Here is a 16,093-nt window from a genome sequence, read left to right as displayed (position 1 = left end):
CCAGCAGGAGCGCGCCATGCCAGTGACGGGGCCGCTGCGATCAGCGCTTGAGCCCGTAATGCTCATCCAGCATGCCCGGGGTGTTCGGTGCCTTGGGCGCGTAGTCGCGTGGCACTTCGGTGTCCTTGGGCGGGGTCAGACGGTCACGCGGGCCCTGCGCCTCGGAGTGCAGTGCGGCCAGCAGGCGCTGACGGGTCTGTTCGTCCAGGGCCAGACGGTTGGCGCCTTCGGCCAGGTGGTCCTGCACTTCCTGGTAGCTCTGGGTCAGCTTCTTGACCAGCGCCGCGGTGCTGTTGAAATGGGTCACCACTTCACTCTGATAACTGTCAAAACGTTCCTGGATATCGTCCAGCTGCCGCTGGGTGCTGCTCGGGGCGGCATTGGGCAAGAGGCGGGCGACCAGGAAACCAACGACTACACCCACTACCAGGGCCAGGGTCGGCAACAACCAAACTAAGAGCGAGAGTTCCACGAGTCCTTCCTCTATAAACGGCTTTGCTTTACGTTAACGGCTCGGACCTGCGCTGTATACCGCGAGCGATCGCAAATATCTCAGACAGAATCATCAGCTAGACGAGTCGACCCCTCCAGAGGTCACGGAGTTCACCCTTGCTTATCCGCGAAACCCCCGTATTCATCGATGGCCCGGTTGGCCAGCTGGAAGCCCTGTACCTGGACGTGGCAGACCCTCGCGGCATCGTCCTGCTGTGCCACCCCAACCCCGTGCAGGGCGGCACCATGACCAACAAGGTGGTGTCGATGCTGCAGCGCACCGCACGCGATGCCGGCTACATCACCCTGCGCTTCAACTACCGCGGTGTAGGCCAGAGCGCTGGCAGCCATGACATGGGCAGCGGCGAAGTCGACGATGCACAGGCCGCTGCAACCTGGCTGCGCGAAAAACATCCCGAATTACCTTTGACGCTGATGGGCTTCTCCTTCGGCGGCTTCGTCGCGGCCAGCCTCGGCGGCCGGCTCGAAGCCCAGGGCGTCACGCTCAAGCACCTGTTCATGGTAGCCCCGGCGGTGATGCGCCTTGGCGGTACCGACGGCCTGCCGCAGGCAGGTGCCTTGAGCGTGATCCAGCCCGAAACCGACGAGGTGATCGATCCGCAGATCGTCTACGCCTGGTCCGATGCACTGGCGCGCCCCCATGAGCTGCTGAAAGTGGCAGAATGCGGTCACTTTTTTCACGGCAAGCTGACCGACCTCAAGGATCTGGTGCTGCCACGCCTTTCGAACTGATACAAGCCTGATAAGCGATTACCCATGACCACTCGTATCCTTACCGGTATCACCACCACGGGCACGCCGCACCTTGGCAACTATGCCGGTGCCATCCGCCCGGCGGTCCTCGCCAGCCAGCAGCCGGGCGTCGACTCGTTCTACTTCCTGGCCGACTACCATGCGCTGATCAAGTGCGACGACCCGCAGCGCATCCAGCGCTCGCGTCTGGAGATCGCCGCCACCTGGCTGGCCGGCGGCCTGGACCCGGAACGCGTGACCTTCTACCGCCAGTCCGACATTCCCGAGATCCCCGAGCTGACCTGGCTGCTGACCTGCGTGGCGGCCAAGGGCCTGCTCAATCGCGCGCATGCCTACAAGGCCTCGGTGGACAAGAACCTGGAAAGCGGCGAAGACCCGGATGCGGGCGTGAGCATGGGCCTGTACAGCTATCCGGTGCTGATGGCGGCGGACATCCTGATGTTCAATGCCAACAAGGTGCCGGTGGGGCGCGACCAGATCCAGCACGTGGAAATGGCCCGTGATATCGGGCAGCGCTTCAACCACCTGTTCGGCCAGGGCAAGGACTTCTTCGCCATGCCCGAGGCGCTGATCGAGGAAAGCGTGGCCACCTTGCCGGGCCTGGACGGTCGCAAGATGTCCAAGAGCTACGACAACACCATCCCGCTGTTCACCAGTGCCAAGGAGATGAAGGACGCGATCTCGCGCATCGTCACCGACTCGCGCGCGCCGGGCGAGGCCAAGGACCCGGACAACTCGCACCTGTTCACCCTGTTCCAGGCCTTTGCCACCGCCGAGCAAGCCGAAGCCTTCCGCAGCGAACTGCTGCAGGGGCTGGGTTGGGGCGAAGCCAAGCAGCGCCTGTTCCAGCTGGTCGACGGCCAGTTGAGCGCGCCGCGCGAGCATTACCACCAGCTGATTTCCCGCCCGGCGGACCTGGAGGATATTCTTCTGGTCGGCGCGCAGAAGGCCCGCAGGATCGCCACGCCGTTTCTTGAGCAACTGCGCGAAGCAGTGGGCCTGCGCTCGTTCCGCAGCACGGTTCAGGTCAGCGGTGAAACCAGGAAGAAGGCGGTCAAGGCGGCACGCTTCGTGAGCTTCCGTGAAGAGGACGGCAGCTTCCGCTTCCGCCTGCTGGCAGCCGACGGCGAGCAGTTGCTGCTGTCGCGCAGCTTTGCCGATGGCAAGGCGGCCGGTGCGGTGAGCAAGCAGTTGCAACTGGGCCAGCCGCTGGATGTCCGTGACGAAGGCCTGGGCTTCAGCCTGTGGCTGGAGGGCGAGTGCGTGGCCGACGGCCCGCAGTTCGCCGATGCCACGGCGCGCGATGCCGCCATCGAAAGCCTGCGCGCTGCCTTGCAGCCCCAGCAGGACTGACCGTCAATCGCAAGTCTGATTGCCATTACCCGGGGCCGTCGCTACAGTGACGGCCCGCTTTTGTTGCCTTGCTAACGAATTATGACGCCCCTAGAACGATATCAAGCAGATCTGAAACGTCCCGAATTCTTCCATGACGCGGCGCAGGAAACAGCGGTGCGTCACTTGCAGCGCCTGTACGACGACCTGGTCGCGGCGCACAACAGCAAGCCGGGTGTGTTCGGCAAGCTGTTCGGCAGGAAAGAGCAGGCGCCCGTCAAGGGCCTGTATTTCTGGGGTGGGGTAGGGCGCGGCAAGACTTACCTGGTCGATACGTTCTATGAGGCGCTGCCTTTCCCGCAGAAGGTGCGTACGCACTTCCACCGCTTCATGAAGCGCGTGCATGAGGAAATGAAGACCCTCAAGGGCGAGAAGAACCCGCTGACCATCATTGCCAAGCGGTTCTCCGACGAGGCGCGGGTGATCTGCTTCGACGAGTTCTTCGTGTCCGATATCACCGACGCGATGATCCTTGGCACCCTGATGGAGGAGCTGTTCAAGAACGGCGTGACCTTGGTGGCCACCTCCAACATCGTGCCGGACGGCCTGTACAAGGACGGCCTGCAGCGTGCGCGCTTCCTGCCGGCAATTGCCCTGATCAAGCAGAACACCGACATCGTCAACGTCGACAGCGGCGTGGACTATCGCCTGCGTCACCTGGAGCAGGCCGAGCTGTTCCACTTCCCGCTGAATGAAGCGGCCCACGAAAGCCTGCGCAAGAGCTTTCGCGCATTGACGCCGGAATGCACCCAGGCGGTGGAAAACGACGTGCTGATGATCGAGAACCGCGAGATCCGTGCGCTGCGTACCTGCGACGACGTGGCCTGGTTCGACTTCCGCGAACTGTGCGACGGCCCGCGCAGCCAGAACGACTACATCGAACTGGGCAAGATCTTCCATGCGGTGCTGCTCAGCGGCGTGGAGCAGATGGGCGTGGCCACCGACGATCTGGCGCGTCGCTTCATCAACATGGTCGACGAGTTCTACGACCGCAACGTCAAGCTGATCATCTCGGCTGAAGTGGAGCTCAAGGACCTGTACACCGGCGGGCGCCTGAGCTTCGAGTTCCAGCGTACCCTGAGCCGCTTGCTGGAGATGCAGTCCCACGAGTTCCTGTCGCGGGCACACAAGCCTTAAGTCGCGTCACTGCTGTCGCGGCTCAGCCCGCTCCCACAGAGGTTTGCAGCGAACCTGTGGGGGCGGGCGTGACCCGCGATAGGCCCTCAGGCCTCCTGCATGAATTGCTGCCGATACTGGTTAGGCGACAGCTCCGTGTGCTGCCTAAACAATCGCGCAAAAAAGCTGGCGTCGTCATAGCCCACCTCGTAGCTGATGGTCTTGATGCTCTTGCGCGTACCCGACAGCAAGCCCTTCGCCGTCTCGATCCGCAGCCGTTGCAGATAATGCAGCGGCTTGTCCCCCGTCGCACTCTGGAACCTGCGCATGAAGTTGCGGATGCTCATGCCATGGTTGCGTGCCACGTCCTCGAAACGGAACTTGTCGGCGAAGTGTTCCTCCAGCCACTGCTGGATCTGCAGGATGATCAGGTCCTGGTGCAGCTTCTGTCCGCCAAAGCCCATGCGCCCCGGGGTGTAGTTGCGTTGCACCTCGTAGAGGATGTCGCGGGCCACGGCCTGGGCCACGTTGGCCCCGCAGAATCGCTCGATCAGGTAGATGTACAGGTCGCAGGCCGAGGTGGCGCCGCCGGCGCAATAGAGGTTGTCGGCATCGGTGAGGTGCTTGTCCTGGTTCAGCGACACCTTCGGGAAGCGTTCGGCGAACTGGCCGAAGAAGCGCCAGTAGGTGGTGGCCTCCTTGCCATCGAGCAGGCCGGCCTCGGCCAGCCAGAACACGCCGCTGGCCTCGCCGCACAGCACCGCGCCTCGGGCATGCTGCTCGCGCAGCCAGGGCAGTACCTGGGGGGAGCGCTGGCACAGGGCATCGAAGTCGTCCCAGAACGCCGGCAGGATGATCACGTCGGCCTGCTCGAGGCCGCTGTCCACCGGTAGCTGCACGCCGCTGAAGCTCTGCACGGGCAGCCCGTCGGGGCTCACGAGGCGGGTTTCGAACATCGGTTGCAGGCCCAGGCCCAGTTGCTTGCCATAGCGCAGGCTGGCCAGGTGGAAGAAATCCTTGGCCTGCATCAGGGTCGATGCGAATACCTTGTCGATGGCCAGGATGCTGACGCGCCGCAGCGATGCGGTAGGTTGGGTAAACATCATTGTCGTTATTCTTATAGGGTAGAGTGGTCAATCACCGGCTGGATCGTCTTATTTTTTGGCGATTGTGTCTACCCTCGGTTCCCGCGGCGGGCTGCGGGAACCGTTGCAGCGCTTTACGGGGCGGGGTTGGGCTGATCCTGGTGGATCGCATCGATGGCGGCCAGCAGCTCGTCACCGAGCTTCAGGCTGGCGCTTGCCAGGTTGCTGTCCAGTTGCGCCAGCGAGGTGGCGCCGATGATGTTGCTGGTCACGAACGGCTGCTGGGTCACGAAGGCCAGGGCCATCTGTGCCGGGTCCAGGCCGTGCTCGCGGGCCAGGGCCACATAACGGCTGCACGCGGCGACGGTCTGCGGGTTGGAATAGCGCGAGAAGCGGTTGAACAGGGTCAGGCGGCCGTTTTCCGGGCGCGCGCCGTTCTCGTACTTGCCCGACAGCATGCCGAAGGCCAGCGGCGAGTAGGCCAGCAGGCCGCACTGCTCGCGGATGGCGATTTCCGCCAGGCCCACTTCGAAGCTGCGGTTGAGCAGGTTGTACGGGTTCTGGATCGAGACCGCACGGGGCCAGCCGCGGCTTTCGGCCAGTTGCAGGAACTTCATGGTGCCCCACGGGGTTTCGTTGGACAGGCCGATGTGGCGGATCTTGCCTGCCTTGACCTGCTCGTCGAGCACTTCGAGGGTTTCTTCCAGCGGCGTGAAGTGGTCCTGGGGCAGGTGCTGGTAGCCCAGCTTGCCGAAGAAGTTGGTGCTGCGCTCGGGCCAGTGCAGCTGGTACAGGTCGATCCAGTCGGTCTGCAGGCGCTTGAGGCTGGCGTCCAGGGCCGCCACGATGTGCTGGCGGTTGTGCTTGAGCTGGCCGTCGCGAATGTGGCTGATGCCGTTGCCGGGGCCGGCCACCTTGCTGGCCAGGATCCAGCCGGCGCGATCGCCGCGCTGGCTGAACCAGTTGCCGATGATCTGCTCGGTGGCCGAGTAGGTTTCCGGGCGCGGCGGCACCGGGTACATCTCCGCGGTATCGATGAAATTGATCCCGGCCGCCTTGGCCCGTTCGATCTGGGCGAAGCCCTCGGCCTGGTCGTTCTGCTCGCCCCAGGTCATGCTGCCCAGGCACAATGCACTCACGTTGAGGTCGGTGCGACCCAGCTGGCGGTACTCCATGACGATCTCCACGGCAAAAGAAGCATAAAAGCAGGTTGATATTTTTTCTGCAATCTGGATAATTCTGCACCTCTCTCAGCAGTGGAAGTGATGCCCCGCCGCCGAAGAATCTTGCCGAGTATTGGACGTGCTGACCCGAGCCCCCGATAGCGTCCGTATCCGGCTGCCTTTGACCTTGTCAAAGTACGCACTATTCAGTAAGATCTGCCGTCTTAAAATTGCGGGACGGCCCCTGAGGCTATAAAGAATGAAAACTTTTACTGCTAAACCGGAAACAGTAAAACGCGACTGGTTCGTCGTTGACGCTGCTGGCAAGACCCTGGGTCGTCTGGCCACTGAGATCGCGAGCCGTCTGCGTGGCAAGCACAAGCCAGAATACACCCCTCACGTTGACACCGGCGACTACATCGTCGTGATCAATGCCGAGCAGGTACGTGTTACTGGTGCCAAGACTTCGGACAAAATGTACTACTCCCACTCCGGTTTCCCGGGCGGCATCAAGGAAATCAACTTCGAGAAGTTGATCGCCAAAGCGCCTGAGCGCGTGATCGAGACCGCGGTAAAGGGCATGCTGCCTAAAAACCCGCTGGGTCGCGACATGTACCGTAAGCTGAAAGTCTATGCGGGCGCTGTACACCCTCATACTGCTCAGCAGCCCCAAGAACTGAAGATTTAACGGAATAGTTCATTATGTCGGCGACTCAAAATTACGGCACTGGCCGTCGCAAGACTGCAACCGCACGCGTTTTCCTGCGTCCGGGTACTGGCAGCATCTCCATCAACAACCGCTCCCTCGAGACCTTCTTCGGTCGTGAAACCGCGCGCATGGTAGTTCGCCAGCCGCTGGAACTCACCGAAACCACCGAGAAGTTCGACATCTACGTCACCGTCATCGGTGGTGGTGTCAGCGGTCAAGCGGGCGCTATCCGTCACGGTATCACCCGTGCACTGATGGACTACGACGAAACCCTGCGTGGCGCTCTGCGCAAAGCTGGCTTCGTTACCCGTGACGCTCGTGAAGTCGAGCGTAAGAAAGTGGGTCTGCGTAAAGCACGTAAGCGTCCTCAGTACTCCAAGCGTTAATTCGCTTCGGCGTTCAAAAAAAGCCCGGTTCCTGGTGGAACCGGGCTTTTTTTATGTCTTGAATAAAAGGGGCTGCCGACCCTGTGTGACAACTTGCCGCATAGACGCAGGTCAAGTGCTATAAGGGATACAGCCTTTATGCCGGGTAATAACCTTGTCTTCGATGGGTCTTTTCATTACCATGCGGCAAATTTTTAGCAGTTCGAAATTTATTTTTAGCAGTTCGAAATTTACTTAGTAGATGCCTGTTGCAACAGGCCACAAAGCTGATGGGAGAGGACTGAATGAGCAATGACGGCGTCAATGCAGGCCGGCGTCGCTTCCTGGTAGCAGCCACGTCCGTGGTGGGTGCTGCAGGAGCGGTGGGGGCTGCGGTCCCGTTCGTAGGGTCATGGTTTCCCAGTGCCAAGGCGAAAGCTGCCGGTGCACCGGTCAAGGTCAACATCGCCAAGGTGGAGCCCGGCCAGCAGATGATTGCTGAATGGCGCGGCCAGCCCGTGTTCATCGTCCGCCGCACCGAGGAGATCCTGGGCAACCTGAAGAAGATCACCGGTGAGCTCTCCGACCCCGAGTCCAAGGCGTCGGAGCAGCCGGCCTACGTCGACCCGTCGAACCGCTCGATCAAGCCGGAAATCCTCGTGCTCGTCGGCCTGTGCACCCACCTGGGCTGCTCGCCGACCTTCCGTCCCGAAGTGGCGCCTGTCGACCTGGGTCCCAAGTGGGTGGGTGGCTATTTCTGCCCATGCCACGGCTCCCACTACGACCTCGCCGGCCGCGTCTACAAGTCCCAGCCAGCGCCGCTCAATCTGCCAGTGCCACCGCACTCGTACGAGTCGGATGACATCATCGTCGTCGGCGTCGATCAGGAGAACGCGTGATGAGTAAGTTCATGGACTGGGTTGACGCCCGCTTCCCCGCCACCAAGATGTGGGAAGATCACCTGAGCAAGTACTACGCACCGAAGAACTTCAACTTCTTCTATTTCTTCGGCTCCCTGGCCCTGCTGGTCCTGGTCAACCAGATCGTGACCGGCGTGTGGCTGACCATGAGCTTCACCCCTTCGGCCGAAGAGGCGTTCGCCTCGGTCGAATACATCATGCGTGACGTCGAATACGGCTGGATCCTGCGCTACCTGCACTCCACGGGTGCGTCGGCGTTCTTCATCGTGGTCTACCTGCACATGTTCCGTGGCCTGCTCTACGGCTCGTACCAGAAGCCACGCGAGCTGGTATGGCTGTTCGGCATGCTGATCTACCTGGCGCTGATGGCAGAGGCCTTCATGGGCTACCTGCTGCCCTGGGGCCAGATGTCGTACTGGGGTGCCCAGGTGATCATCTCGCTGTTCGGCGCCATCCCGGTCATCGGCGGCGACCTGACCCAGTGGATCCGTGGCGACTACCTGATCTCCGGCATTACCCTGAACCGCTTCTTCGCCCTGCACGTGGTGGCCCTGCCGATCGTGATTCTCGGCCTGGTGGTGCTGCACATCCTGGCGCTGCACGAAGTGGGTTCGAACAACCCGGATGGCGTGGACATCAAGAAGAAAAAGGACGAGAACGGCATTCCGCTGGACGGCATCCCGTTCCACCCGTACTACACCGTCAAGGATATCGTCGGCGTGGTGGTGTTCCTGTTCGTCTTCTGCATGATCGTGTTCTTCTTCCCGGAAATGGGCGGCTACTTCCTGGAGAAACCCAACTTCGAACAGGCCAACGCGTTCAAGACCCCGGAGCACATCGCCCCTGTGTGGTACTTCACGCCGTTCTACGCGATCCTGCGTGCGGTACCCGACAAGCTGCTGGGCGTGATCGCCATGGGTGCTGCGATCGCGGTGCTGTTCGTGCTGCCATGGCTGGACCGTAGCCCGGTCAAGTCGATGCGCTACAAGGGCTGGATGAGCAAGGCCTGGCTGTGGGTGTTCTGCATCTCCTTCGTGATCCTGGGCGTGCTCGGCGTGCTGGCGCCAACCCCGGGTCGCACCTTGCTGTCGCAGGTATGTACCTTCCTGTATTTCGCCTACTTCATTCTGATGCCGTTCTACACCAGGCTCGAGAAGACCAAACCGGTTCCGGAAAGGGTGACTGGCTGATGAAAAAGCTATTTGCAGTATTGCTCCTGGCAGTGATGCCTTCGCTGACCTTCGCCGCCGAACACGGCGTGGAACTGGACAAGGTCGACATCGACCTGACCGACAAGGCCGCCATGCAGGACGGCGCACGGACCTTTGCCAACTATTGCATGGGTTGCCACAGCGCCAAGTTCCAGCGTTACGAGCGTGTCGCCGATGACCTGGGCATCCCGCACGAGCTGATGCTCGAGAAGCTGGTGTTCACCGGCGCCAAGATCGGCGACCACATGAACATCGGCATGCAGCCGGCCGACGCCAAGGCCTGGTTCGGTGCGGCGCCGCCCGACCTGACCCTGGTGGCGCGGGTACGCGGCACCGATTGGCTGTACAGCTACCTGCGGGCCTTCTACGAGGACCCGTCACGCCCTTGGGGTGTGAACAACAAGGTCTTCCCCAACGTTGGCATGCCAAACGTGCTGGTGGGCCTGCAGGGGCGTCAGGTGGTCGGTTGCAAGCAGATCCAGACCGTGGTCGAGGGCAAGAAGCAGTTTGACCCGCTCACCGGTGCCCCGCTGACCCACGAAGCGTGCGATCAGCTGACCATCGTGCCGAAATCCGGTACCCTGACCGACGAGCAGTTCGACGAGAAGGTCAAGAACCTGGTGACCTTCCTGGCCTACTCGGCCAACCCGGTCAAGCTGCAGAGCCAGCGCATCGGCACCTACGTGCTGCTGTACCTGGCCTTCTTCTTCGTGTTCGCCTACCTGCTCAAGCGCGAATACTGGAAGGACGTGCACTGATCACAGGGTAAAATCTGTTAGTTTAACGCGCGCCCTGGGGTCCCTCTGCAGTATGGAGGGCCCCCAGGGCGCGTTTGCATTTGTAATTTCATAAGTTCAACACGCGAGGAGGACCCCCATGGGCGTGACCAATCGGTTAGCCTGCTACTCCGACCCCGCTGATCATTATTCTCATCGGGTGCGCATCGTTCTCGCCGAGAAAGGTGTCGGCGTCGAGATCATCAGTGTCGAAGCCGGGCGCCAGCCGCCCAAGCTGCTGGAAGCCAACCCGTATGGCAGCGTACCGACCCTGGTTGATCGTGACCTGGCGTTGTATGAGTCGACCGTGGTGATGGAATACCTCGACGAGCGCTACCCGCACCCGCCGCTGTTGCCGGTCTACCCGGTGGCGCGTGCCAACAGCCGCCTGCTGATCCACCGTATCCAGCGTGACTGGTGTTCGCTGGTGGACCTGATTCTCGACCCGCGCAGCAAGGAGCCTGCCCGCGTGCAGGCGCGCAAGGAGCTGCGCGAGAGCCTTACCGGCGTTTCGCCGTTGTTCGCCGACAAGCCTTGTTTCCTGAGTGAGGAGCAAAGCCTGGTGGATTGTTGTCTATTGCCCATACTGTGGCGTTTGCCGGTATTGGGTATCGAACTGCCGCGGCCAGCCAAGCCGTTGCTCGATTACATGGAGCGTCAGTTTGCGCGGGAAGCCTTCAAGGCCAGCCTGTCCGCCGCTGAACGCGATATGCGTTAGGTTTTAAGGAGCCGTTGATGAACTCCAGTCGTCCGTATCTGGTGCGAGCCTTGTATGAGTGGATCGTGGACAACGATTGCACGCCGCACATGCTGGTCAATGCCGAGTACCCTGCGGTGCAGGTGCCTCAAGGCTTCGCCAGCGATGGCCAGATCGTTTTGAACGTGTCGCCCAATGCCGTGCGTCACTTGCACATGGATAACGAAGCCGTGAGCTTCGAGGGGCGTTTCGGTGGGGTTGCCCACACGCTGTACGTGCCTGCCGGCGCCATCCTGGGTATCTATGCCCGTGAGAATGGCCAGGGCATGGTGTTCGAGCTCGAGCCGCCCCTGATGGAGGATGACGACCTCGAGGACGAGGGCGTCGAGCCGGATGATGACGGTCCGCCGAGTGGCGGGCAGCCGCCGCGGCCAAGTGGGCGTCCGAGCCTGAAAGTGGTGAAATGAAAAAAGGCGACCTTGCGGGGTCGCCTTTTTTTTGGGCCTGTGTGCTTACAGGTCGGTGATGGTGCGCACCTGATCCTTGTTCACACGGGTGCGTTTGCCGTCGAGCTGCTGGAACTCGTAGAAGCCGGAGCTGCGTTCGAGTTTCGGCGCGTCGACCGCCTGGAACTCACGGCCATCATTGAGGGTGATCAGGCTTGGGGTGGAGCAGCCGGCCAGGGTGGCGAAGGTAGCGATCAGCAGGGTGGCGAACAGGCCGTTCTTCATGGGTATTCCTGTGGGGTGTCGGTGGGGGTTGCGGTGCGCCGGCGGCTTCACGCCCTTCACCGGCGAGGCCGGCGAAGGGCGTGAAGCCGCGGTCAGTCAATGTATTCGAACAGCTTGACGATCTTCTGCACACCCGACACGCCTTGCACCAGGTTGGTGGCCTGATTGGCTTCCTGCTGGGTCAGCAGGCCCAGCAGGTAGACGATGCCGTTCTCGGTCACCACCTTGATGCGCGAACCGGGGATGTTGCTGTCGGTCAGCATCTGGGCCTTGATCTTGGTGGTCAGCCAGGCGTCATTGTTGCGTGCCAGCAGCGAGGAGGGCGGCAGCACCTGAAGTTCGTTGTGCACCTTCTTGACCCGCTGCACCTGACCGGCGGTCTGCTCGGCCAGGCTCTTGAGGTCGGCGCGCGGGGTCTGCCCGGCCAGCAGCACGATGCCGTTGAAGCTGGTGACGACGATGTGCGAGTTCTTGTCCAGGTCCGGGCTGGCCTTGGCCACGTTTACCGCTACCTTGGTTTCGATCAGCGAGTCGTCGATCTTGCTGCCGAATGTGCGGGTGCCGCGATCGTCCTCGATCGGGTTTTCGCGGCTGGCAGTAATCACCGAACTGCAGCCGGTGATGCTCAGGCACAGGGTCAGGGCCATCAGGCCAAGGCGATTAGGGGTCATTCTTCACTCCCGAACAATTGGCTGTCGATCAAGTCGCAAAGGCAGTGGATCGCCAGCAGGTGGACTTCCTGGATGCGTGCGGTGACGGTGGCCGGTACGCGAATCTCCACATCTTCGGGCAGCAGCAGCGAGGCCATGCCGCCGCCATCGCGTCCGGTCAGAGCTACGACAATCATTTCGCGATCATGTGCGGCCTGGATCGCCTGAATGATGTTCGCCGAGTTGCCGCTGGTGGAAATCGCCAGCAGCACGTCGCCCGGTTGGCCCAGGGCGCGGATCTGCTTGGAGAAGATCTCGTTGTAGCTGTAGTCGTTGGCGATCGAGGTAATGGTCGAGCTGTCGGTGGTCAGCGCGATGGCCGGCAGGCTCGGGCGCTCGCGCTCGAAGCGGTTGAGCAGTTCGGACGAGAAGTGCTGGGCATCGCCCGCCGAGCCGCCGTTGCCGCAGGCGAGCATCTTGCCCTCGTTGAGCAGCGCGTTGACCATCACCTGACTGGCTTGCTCGATGTGTGGTGCAAGGACTTCCATCGCCTGTTGCTTGGTGTTGATGCTGGCCTGGAATAGCTGGCGAACTCGGGATTGCATGTCCATCTGTGTGACCTTAAGTGGGGCGGCTGGTCGGGCGTGTCGCAACGTCTTGAAGACCCTGCGGCACATGACTGTGCAGCCCGCGAAACAAAGAGCAAAAAAGTTGAGTGGGTAACGGATGCATCAAGCGGGGCGGGTTCAACTGTCGAAAGCGTTCTTCAGCCAGTCGAGCGGTGTGCCCGAGTGGCCGCGGCCCTGCAGGGCAATCACGTCGAAACGACAGGGCTGGTTGGCCCAGCGCGCCTCCTGCTGCAGAAAATACTGGGCCGCTAGCACCAGTTTTTGCTGTTTGCGGGTATCGACGCTGGCCAGTGCTCCGCCAAAGCCCGCGTGCAGCCGGTAGCGGACTTCGACGAATACTACTGTATCGCCGTCAAGCATGACCAGATCAAGCTCGCCGCGTTTGCATCGCCAGTTCTGCGCCAGCAACTGCAGGCCCTGCGCCTGAAGGTAATGCAGGGCCTGCTGTTCGGCCGCGATACCCGCGGCCTGGCGAGAACCGTCGGGCATCAGCGCGGGGTGTCCGGCAGGCGCTTGACCTGACCGCCGGTGAAGTCGGCCCATGGCAACTGGCGCTCGATGCGTTGGTTGGCGTTCATGCTCAGGCTGCCGGACAGGCCTTCGATACGGTTGTCCGGCAGTGCCTTGAGCTGGCCCAGGCGCGGCGCGAGGCTGTAGGCATCGGCACCCATCGCGTACAGGCGGCCGATGCTGCCAGCCGCTTGCGGCCACTGACGTACCACCTGCTGGCGCAGGCTGTTGCCGGTGTCGAGCAGCCACGGCGTTTCGCAGAAGCGAATGCCGTTCATGTCGTTGTACTCGTTGACGTTGCCGCTGGCGCTGTACACGTTGGAGGTGGCGTACACCGGTACGTCACCGGCATACTGGAAGTTCAGTGTCGGCTTGATCTGCTGGGCCTGGGTCGGGGTTGCGGCCAGGAAGATGAAATCGATGTCCTGGCGACGCGATGGCTGTGCCGAGACACTGCCGCCCACGGTGCTCTGCAGGCTCTTGGCGCGGCCTTCGCTCTGGCGCAGCTGGAACAGGTCGGCGATCTGCTGGGCCAGGGCCACCGGCTGCGACACGTGGGCAGCGGCAATCAGGGTGCCGCCCTTGGCTTCCCAGTCCTGGCGGAAGGCCTTGAGTACGCGATCGCCCCATTCGCCGCTCGGCACCAGGGCCACGGCACGACGCATGCCGTCCGCCTGGGCGCGGCGCGAGACTTCGCGGGCTTCGTCTTCGGCGGCCAGGCCGAACTGGAACAGTTGCGCCGGGCCGGTCTGGCCGGCGTCGCTGTAGTTCAGTGCCAGGGTGGTGATCGGCAGTTGCGGGTAGGCGCTCAACTGCTTGACCAGGTTCTTCTCGAGCGGGCCTACCACCAGCTGGACGCCGCTGGCCTGGGCCTTGCGGTAGAAGTCATCGAGGGAGGTCAGGCGCGAGCTGTCGAAGACTTCGACCGAAGGCGGCTTCTGGCCGGCCTGCTGGGCCTGGAAGTGCGCCGCCATGAAGCCGTCGCGCAGGGCGCGGGCGACACCTGCCAGCGGGCCTTCCTGGGGCAGCAGCAGGGCGATCTTGGTCAGCGGCTGGCTGGCCAGTTCCTTGAGTTTGAGCAGGGGCTGTGGCAGTTGCACGGCGGCAGGGTGGCCGGCGTGCTGGTTGCGCCAGCTTTCGATGGCGGCCTGCTGCTGTTCGAGGGTGCCGGCGCTCTTGACGGCGAGGGCCAGGCTGGTCCAGCCGGCCATCACGTCGGTGCCGGTGCCTTGCAGTTGTTCGGTGGGCAGGGCGGCAACCAGGTTCCAGATGGCCTCGTGGTTGGCACTGGCGGCGGCGCCGCTGAGCAGGGGAGCCATGGCGACGCGCTGTTGCGCGGCAGCCAGGGTCTGGCCATCGGCTTCCAGGGCGGCGGCATGCACGCTGCGGGTGCGCACCTGAAGCTCGGGCGGCAGTTCGTCCAACCGGGCCAGGCTCGGGTGGCTCAGGGCGGTGAGGGCGGCCTTGGGCTGGTTGCGGCTCATCGCCAGCTCGGCGCCAAGGGTGCTGGCGAACACTTGCTGGGCCGGCTTGAGGGTGTCCAGTGGCACCTGCTCGAGGATCCGCGAGGCCCGTGCGAAGTCTTTCTGGTGGTAGGCCAGGTCAGCGGCGCTCAGGCGCAGCAGTGCAGCCTTTTCAGGTGTCTTGCTGGTGGCGGCCTGGTCGAGCAGTTGCTCGATGCTGGCATCCGGAGTGCGCGGCAGCTCACCCAGGCTGGACGAGGGCGAACTGGCGCAGGCTGCCAGCAGGGCAGCGAGGCAGAGGGCTGAGAGCAGCCGCAGGCAAGCGATCATGTAAAAATCCTGTTACTCGATCAAATTAACCTGCAATTGTACCCAAGCGCTGGCCGGGGCGCGATCTTGCTGGCGTTAATCCTTCAATATAGGTTGCCCTGCGCAGGCGTGCCGCCGCTGTGGGTAACGCATTGTTGCCGCCTTACGGGCTACAATGGCGCTTTGTTCTCTATTTACAGGTGTGTGCTGTGACCGATGCTCCAGGTGCTTCCAATTCCACTGCCGGCAAGCTTTTCGTGGTGGCTACGCCCATTGGCAACCTGGATGACATGAGCGCCCGGGCCTTGAAGGTGCTGCGCGAGGCGGCGCTGATCGCGGCCGAGGACACGCGCCACTCGGTCCGCCTGCTGCAGCACTTCGGCATCAACACGCCGCTGGCCGCCTGTCACGAGCACAACGAGCGCGACGAGGGCAGCCGCTTCATCACGCGCCTGCTGGCCGGCGACGATGTGGCGTTGATCTCCGATGCCGGTACGCCGCTGATCTCTGACCCGGGCTACCACCTGGTGCGCCAGGCGCGAGCGGCGGGCATCGATGTGGTGCCGGTACCGGGCGCCTGCGCACTGATCGCGGCGTTGTCGGCGGCGGGCCTGCCGTCCGACCGGTTCATCTTCGAGGGTTTTCTGCCGGCCAAGGCGGTAGGTCGCCGCGCGCGCCTGAGTCAGGTCAAGGAAGAGCCCCGTACGCTGATTTTCTATGAGGCGCCACACCGCATTCTGGAGTGTCTGCAGGACATGGAGGCGGTGTTTGGCGGCGAACGGCCGGCGTTGCTGGCTCGTGAGCTGACCAAGACCTTCGAGACCCTGAAGGGGCTGCCCCTGGCCGAGCTGCGCGCGTTTGTCGAAAACGACAGCAATCAGCAGCGTGGGGAGTGCGTGGTGCTGGTGGCGGGCTGGACCGCCCCGGAGAACGAAGAGGCCGTGAGCAGCGAAGTGATGCGCGTGCTTGATCTTCTGCTGGCAGAGATGCCGCTCAAGCGTGCAGCAGCCCTGGCGGCGGAAATTACCGGGGTGCGGAAGAATGTTTTGTATCAAATAGCGTTGGAAAAACAGAAAGACCACTAATGTCATAGTGATATTA

19 protein-coding genes are annotated in these 16,093 nt (G+C 62.5%); 11 read left to right on the top strand and 8 right to left on the bottom strand.

Going from position 1 to position 16,093, the window contains the following annotated elements; translation table 11 throughout:
- Positions 1-40: 40 nt before the first annotated feature.
- The gene (locus tag N0B28_RS21525) at positions 41-472 is read right to left on the bottom strand and encodes a DUF1043 family protein (RefSeq protein WP_043862040.1); all 432 of its coding nucleotides are present in this window, start codon (positions 470-472) and stop codon (positions 41-43) included.
- Between the two features lie 137 nt (positions 473-609).
- Here N0B28_RS21525 and N0B28_RS21520 point away from each other — a divergent pair, with 137 nt between their 5' ends.
- From N0B28_RS21520 to zapE, 3 genes are all read left to right on the top strand, one after another.
- Positions 610-1,245 carry an alpha/beta fold hydrolase gene (locus tag N0B28_RS21520; protein WP_043862041.1) on the top strand — a complete coding sequence of 212 codons (636 nt, stop codon included), beginning with the start codon at positions 610-612 and terminating at the stop codon, positions 1,243-1,245.
- A 24-nt stretch (positions 1,246-1,269) separates the two neighbouring features.
- Entirely contained in the window at positions 1,270-2,619 is a 1,350-nt protein-coding gene (locus N0B28_RS21515) for a tryptophan--tRNA ligase (protein ID WP_275728632.1), read from the top strand.
- A gap of 81 nt (positions 2,620-2,700) precedes the next feature.
- A complete protein-coding gene (zapE, locus tag N0B28_RS21510) occupies positions 2,701-3,795 on the top strand; it encodes a cell division protein ZapE (RefSeq protein ID WP_043862043.1) in 1,095 nt (364 codons plus the stop codon).
- An 86-nt stretch (positions 3,796-3,881) separates the two neighbouring features.
- On the opposite strand, the gene N0B28_RS21505 is transcribed toward zapE, so the two are convergent.
- Positions 3,882-4,778, bottom strand: a complete 897-nt coding sequence (locus N0B28_RS21505) for a GlxA family transcriptional regulator (protein WP_275732095.1) — start codon at positions 4,776-4,778, stop codon at positions 3,882-3,884.
- A gap of 215 nt (positions 4,779-4,993) precedes the next feature.
- Positions 4,994-6,034: an NADP(H)-dependent aldo-keto reductase gene (locus N0B28_RS21500; RefSeq protein ID WP_104571972.1), complete on the bottom strand. Its 1,041-nt coding sequence runs from the start codon at positions 6,032-6,034 to the stop codon at positions 4,994-4,996.
- A gap of 247 nt (positions 6,035-6,281) precedes the next feature.
- Between N0B28_RS21500 and rplM the strand changes: the two genes are divergently transcribed.
- From rplM to N0B28_RS21465, 7 genes are all read left to right on the top strand, one after another.
- On the top strand, positions 6,282-6,710 hold the full coding sequence (gene rplM, locus N0B28_RS21495) for a 50S ribosomal protein L13 (RefSeq protein ID WP_043862045.1): 429 nt from the start codon (positions 6,282-6,284) through the stop codon (positions 6,708-6,710).
- Between the two features lie 14 nt (positions 6,711-6,724).
- Positions 6,725-7,117, top strand: a complete 393-nt coding sequence (gene rpsI / locus N0B28_RS21490; RefSeq protein ID WP_043862046.1) for a 30S ribosomal protein S9 — start codon at positions 6,725-6,727, stop codon at positions 7,115-7,117.
- A gap of 284 nt (positions 7,118-7,401) precedes the next feature.
- On the top strand, positions 7,402-7,995 hold the full coding sequence (gene petA, locus N0B28_RS21485; protein ID WP_043862047.1) for a ubiquinol-cytochrome c reductase iron-sulfur subunit: 594 nt from the start codon (positions 7,402-7,404) through the stop codon (positions 7,993-7,995).
- Entirely contained in the window at positions 7,995-9,206 is a 1,212-nt protein-coding gene (locus tag N0B28_RS21480) for a cytochrome bc complex cytochrome b subunit (protein ID WP_043862048.1), read from the top strand. The genes petA and N0B28_RS21480 overlap by 1 nt, the downstream gene beginning before the upstream one ends.
- Positions 9,206-9,985, top strand: coding sequence for a cytochrome c1 (locus N0B28_RS21475; protein WP_043862049.1), 780 nt, complete (start codon positions 9,206-9,208; stop codon positions 9,983-9,985). The genes N0B28_RS21480 and N0B28_RS21475 overlap by 1 nt, the downstream gene beginning before the upstream one ends.
- A 118-nt stretch (positions 9,986-10,103) precedes the next feature.
- Positions 10,104-10,721, top strand: coding sequence for a glutathione S-transferase N-terminal domain-containing protein (locus N0B28_RS21470; RefSeq protein ID WP_043862050.1), 618 nt, complete (start codon positions 10,104-10,106; stop codon positions 10,719-10,721).
- Positions 10,722-10,738: 17 nt separating this feature from the next.
- The gene (locus tag N0B28_RS21465; protein ID WP_043862051.1) at positions 10,739-11,167 is read left to right on the top strand and encodes a ClpXP protease specificity-enhancing factor; all 429 of its coding nucleotides are present in this window, start codon (positions 10,739-10,741) and stop codon (positions 11,165-11,167) included.
- A 45-nt stretch (positions 11,168-11,212) separates the two neighbouring features.
- Here the strand turns inward: N0B28_RS21465 and N0B28_RS21460 are convergent, their stop codons facing one another.
- The 5 genes from N0B28_RS21460 to N0B28_RS21440 form a co-directional block, all read right to left on the bottom strand.
- The gene (locus N0B28_RS21460) at positions 11,213-11,431 is read right to left on the bottom strand and encodes a YgdI/YgdR family lipoprotein (protein WP_043862052.1); all 219 of its coding nucleotides are present in this window, start codon (positions 11,429-11,431) and stop codon (positions 11,213-11,215) included.
- Between the two features lie 92 nt (positions 11,432-11,523).
- A complete protein-coding gene (locus N0B28_RS21455; RefSeq protein WP_043862053.1) occupies positions 11,524-12,102 on the bottom strand; it encodes a BON domain-containing protein in 579 nt (192 codons plus the stop codon).
- Positions 12,099-12,692 carry a phosphoheptose isomerase gene (locus N0B28_RS21450; RefSeq protein ID WP_275728620.1) on the bottom strand — a complete coding sequence of 198 codons (594 nt, stop codon included), beginning with the start codon at positions 12,690-12,692 and terminating at the stop codon, positions 12,099-12,101. Before N0B28_RS21450 ends, N0B28_RS21455 begins: the two co-directional genes overlap by 4 nt.
- 135 nt (positions 12,693-12,827) lie before the next feature.
- Positions 12,828-13,199, bottom strand: coding sequence for a YraN family protein (locus N0B28_RS21445; protein ID WP_043862055.1), 372 nt, complete (start codon positions 13,197-13,199; stop codon positions 12,828-12,830).
- A complete protein-coding gene (locus N0B28_RS21440; protein ID WP_275728617.1) occupies positions 13,199-15,013 on the bottom strand; it encodes a penicillin-binding protein activator in 1,815 nt (604 codons plus the stop codon). The genes N0B28_RS21445 and N0B28_RS21440 overlap by 1 nt, the downstream gene beginning before the upstream one ends.
- Positions 15,014-15,282: 269 nt before the next feature.
- Here N0B28_RS21440 and rsmI point away from each other — a divergent pair, with 269 nt between their 5' ends.
- Positions 15,283-16,077 carry a 16S rRNA (cytidine(1402)-2'-O)-methyltransferase gene (gene rsmI, locus N0B28_RS21435; protein WP_229590060.1) on the top strand — a complete coding sequence of 265 codons (795 nt, stop codon included), beginning with the start codon at positions 15,283-15,285 and terminating at the stop codon, positions 16,075-16,077.
- Positions 16,078-16,093 lie beyond the last annotated feature (16 nt).

Origin of the sequence: Pseudomonas sp. SD17-1 (assembly GCF_029201585.1) — a bacterium.
GTDB classification, from domain to species: domain Bacteria; phylum Pseudomonadota; class Gammaproteobacteria; order Pseudomonadales; family Pseudomonadaceae; genus Aquipseudomonas; species Aquipseudomonas palmensis.
Note: the sequence above shows the minus strand (reverse complement) of the source record. Positions and strands in the feature narration are given on the sequence as shown.

Bases quoted from the DNA above. Each gene is read 5' to 3' on its own strand.
- N0B28_RS21515 (WP_275728632.1), top strand. From the start codon at position 1,270: ATGACCACTCGTATCCTTACCGGTATCACCACCACGGGCACGCCGCAC.
- zapE (WP_043862043.1), top strand. From the start codon at position 2,701: ATGACGCCCCTAGAACGATATCAAGCAGATCTGAAACGTCCCGAATTC.
- N0B28_RS21500 (WP_104571972.1), bottom strand. From the start codon at position 6,034: ATGGAGTACCGCCAGCTGGGTCGCACCGACCTCAACGTGAGTGCATTG.
- rplM (WP_043862045.1), top strand. From the start codon at position 6,282: ATGAAAACTTTTACTGCTAAACCGGAAACAGTAAAACGCGACTGGTTC.
- rpsI (WP_043862046.1), top strand. From the start codon at position 6,725: ATGTCGGCGACTCAAAATTACGGCACTGGCCGTCGCAAGACTGCAACC.
- petA (WP_043862047.1), top strand. From the start codon at position 7,402: ATGAGCAATGACGGCGTCAATGCAGGCCGGCGTCGCTTCCTGGTAGCA.
- N0B28_RS21480 (WP_043862048.1), top strand. From the start codon at position 7,995: ATGAGTAAGTTCATGGACTGGGTTGACGCCCGCTTCCCCGCCACCAAG.
- N0B28_RS21475 (WP_043862049.1), top strand. From the start codon at position 9,206: ATGAAAAAGCTATTTGCAGTATTGCTCCTGGCAGTGATGCCTTCGCTG.
- N0B28_RS21470 (WP_043862050.1), top strand. From the start codon at position 10,104: ATGGGCGTGACCAATCGGTTAGCCTGCTACTCCGACCCCGCTGATCAT.
- N0B28_RS21465 (WP_043862051.1), top strand. From the start codon at position 10,739: ATGAACTCCAGTCGTCCGTATCTGGTGCGAGCCTTGTATGAGTGGATC.
- N0B28_RS21460 (WP_043862052.1), bottom strand. From the start codon at position 11,431: ATGAAGAACGGCCTGTTCGCCACCCTGCTGATCGCTACCTTCGCCACC.
- N0B28_RS21455 (WP_043862053.1), bottom strand. From the start codon at position 12,102: ATGACCCCTAATCGCCTTGGCCTGATGGCCCTGACCCTGTGCCTGAGC.
- N0B28_RS21450 (WP_275728620.1), bottom strand. From the start codon at position 12,692: ATGGACATGCAATCCCGAGTTCGCCAGCTATTCCAGGCCAGCATCAAC.
- N0B28_RS21445 (WP_043862055.1), bottom strand. From the start codon at position 13,199: ATGCCCGACGGTTCTCGCCAGGCCGCGGGTATCGCGGCCGAACAGCAG.
- N0B28_RS21440 (WP_275728617.1), bottom strand. From the start codon at position 15,013: ATGATCGCTTGCCTGCGGCTGCTCTCAGCCCTCTGCCTCGCTGCCCTG.
- rsmI (WP_229590060.1), top strand. From the start codon at position 15,283: ATGAGCGCCCGGGCCTTGAAGGTGCTGCGCGAGGCGGCGCTGATCGCG.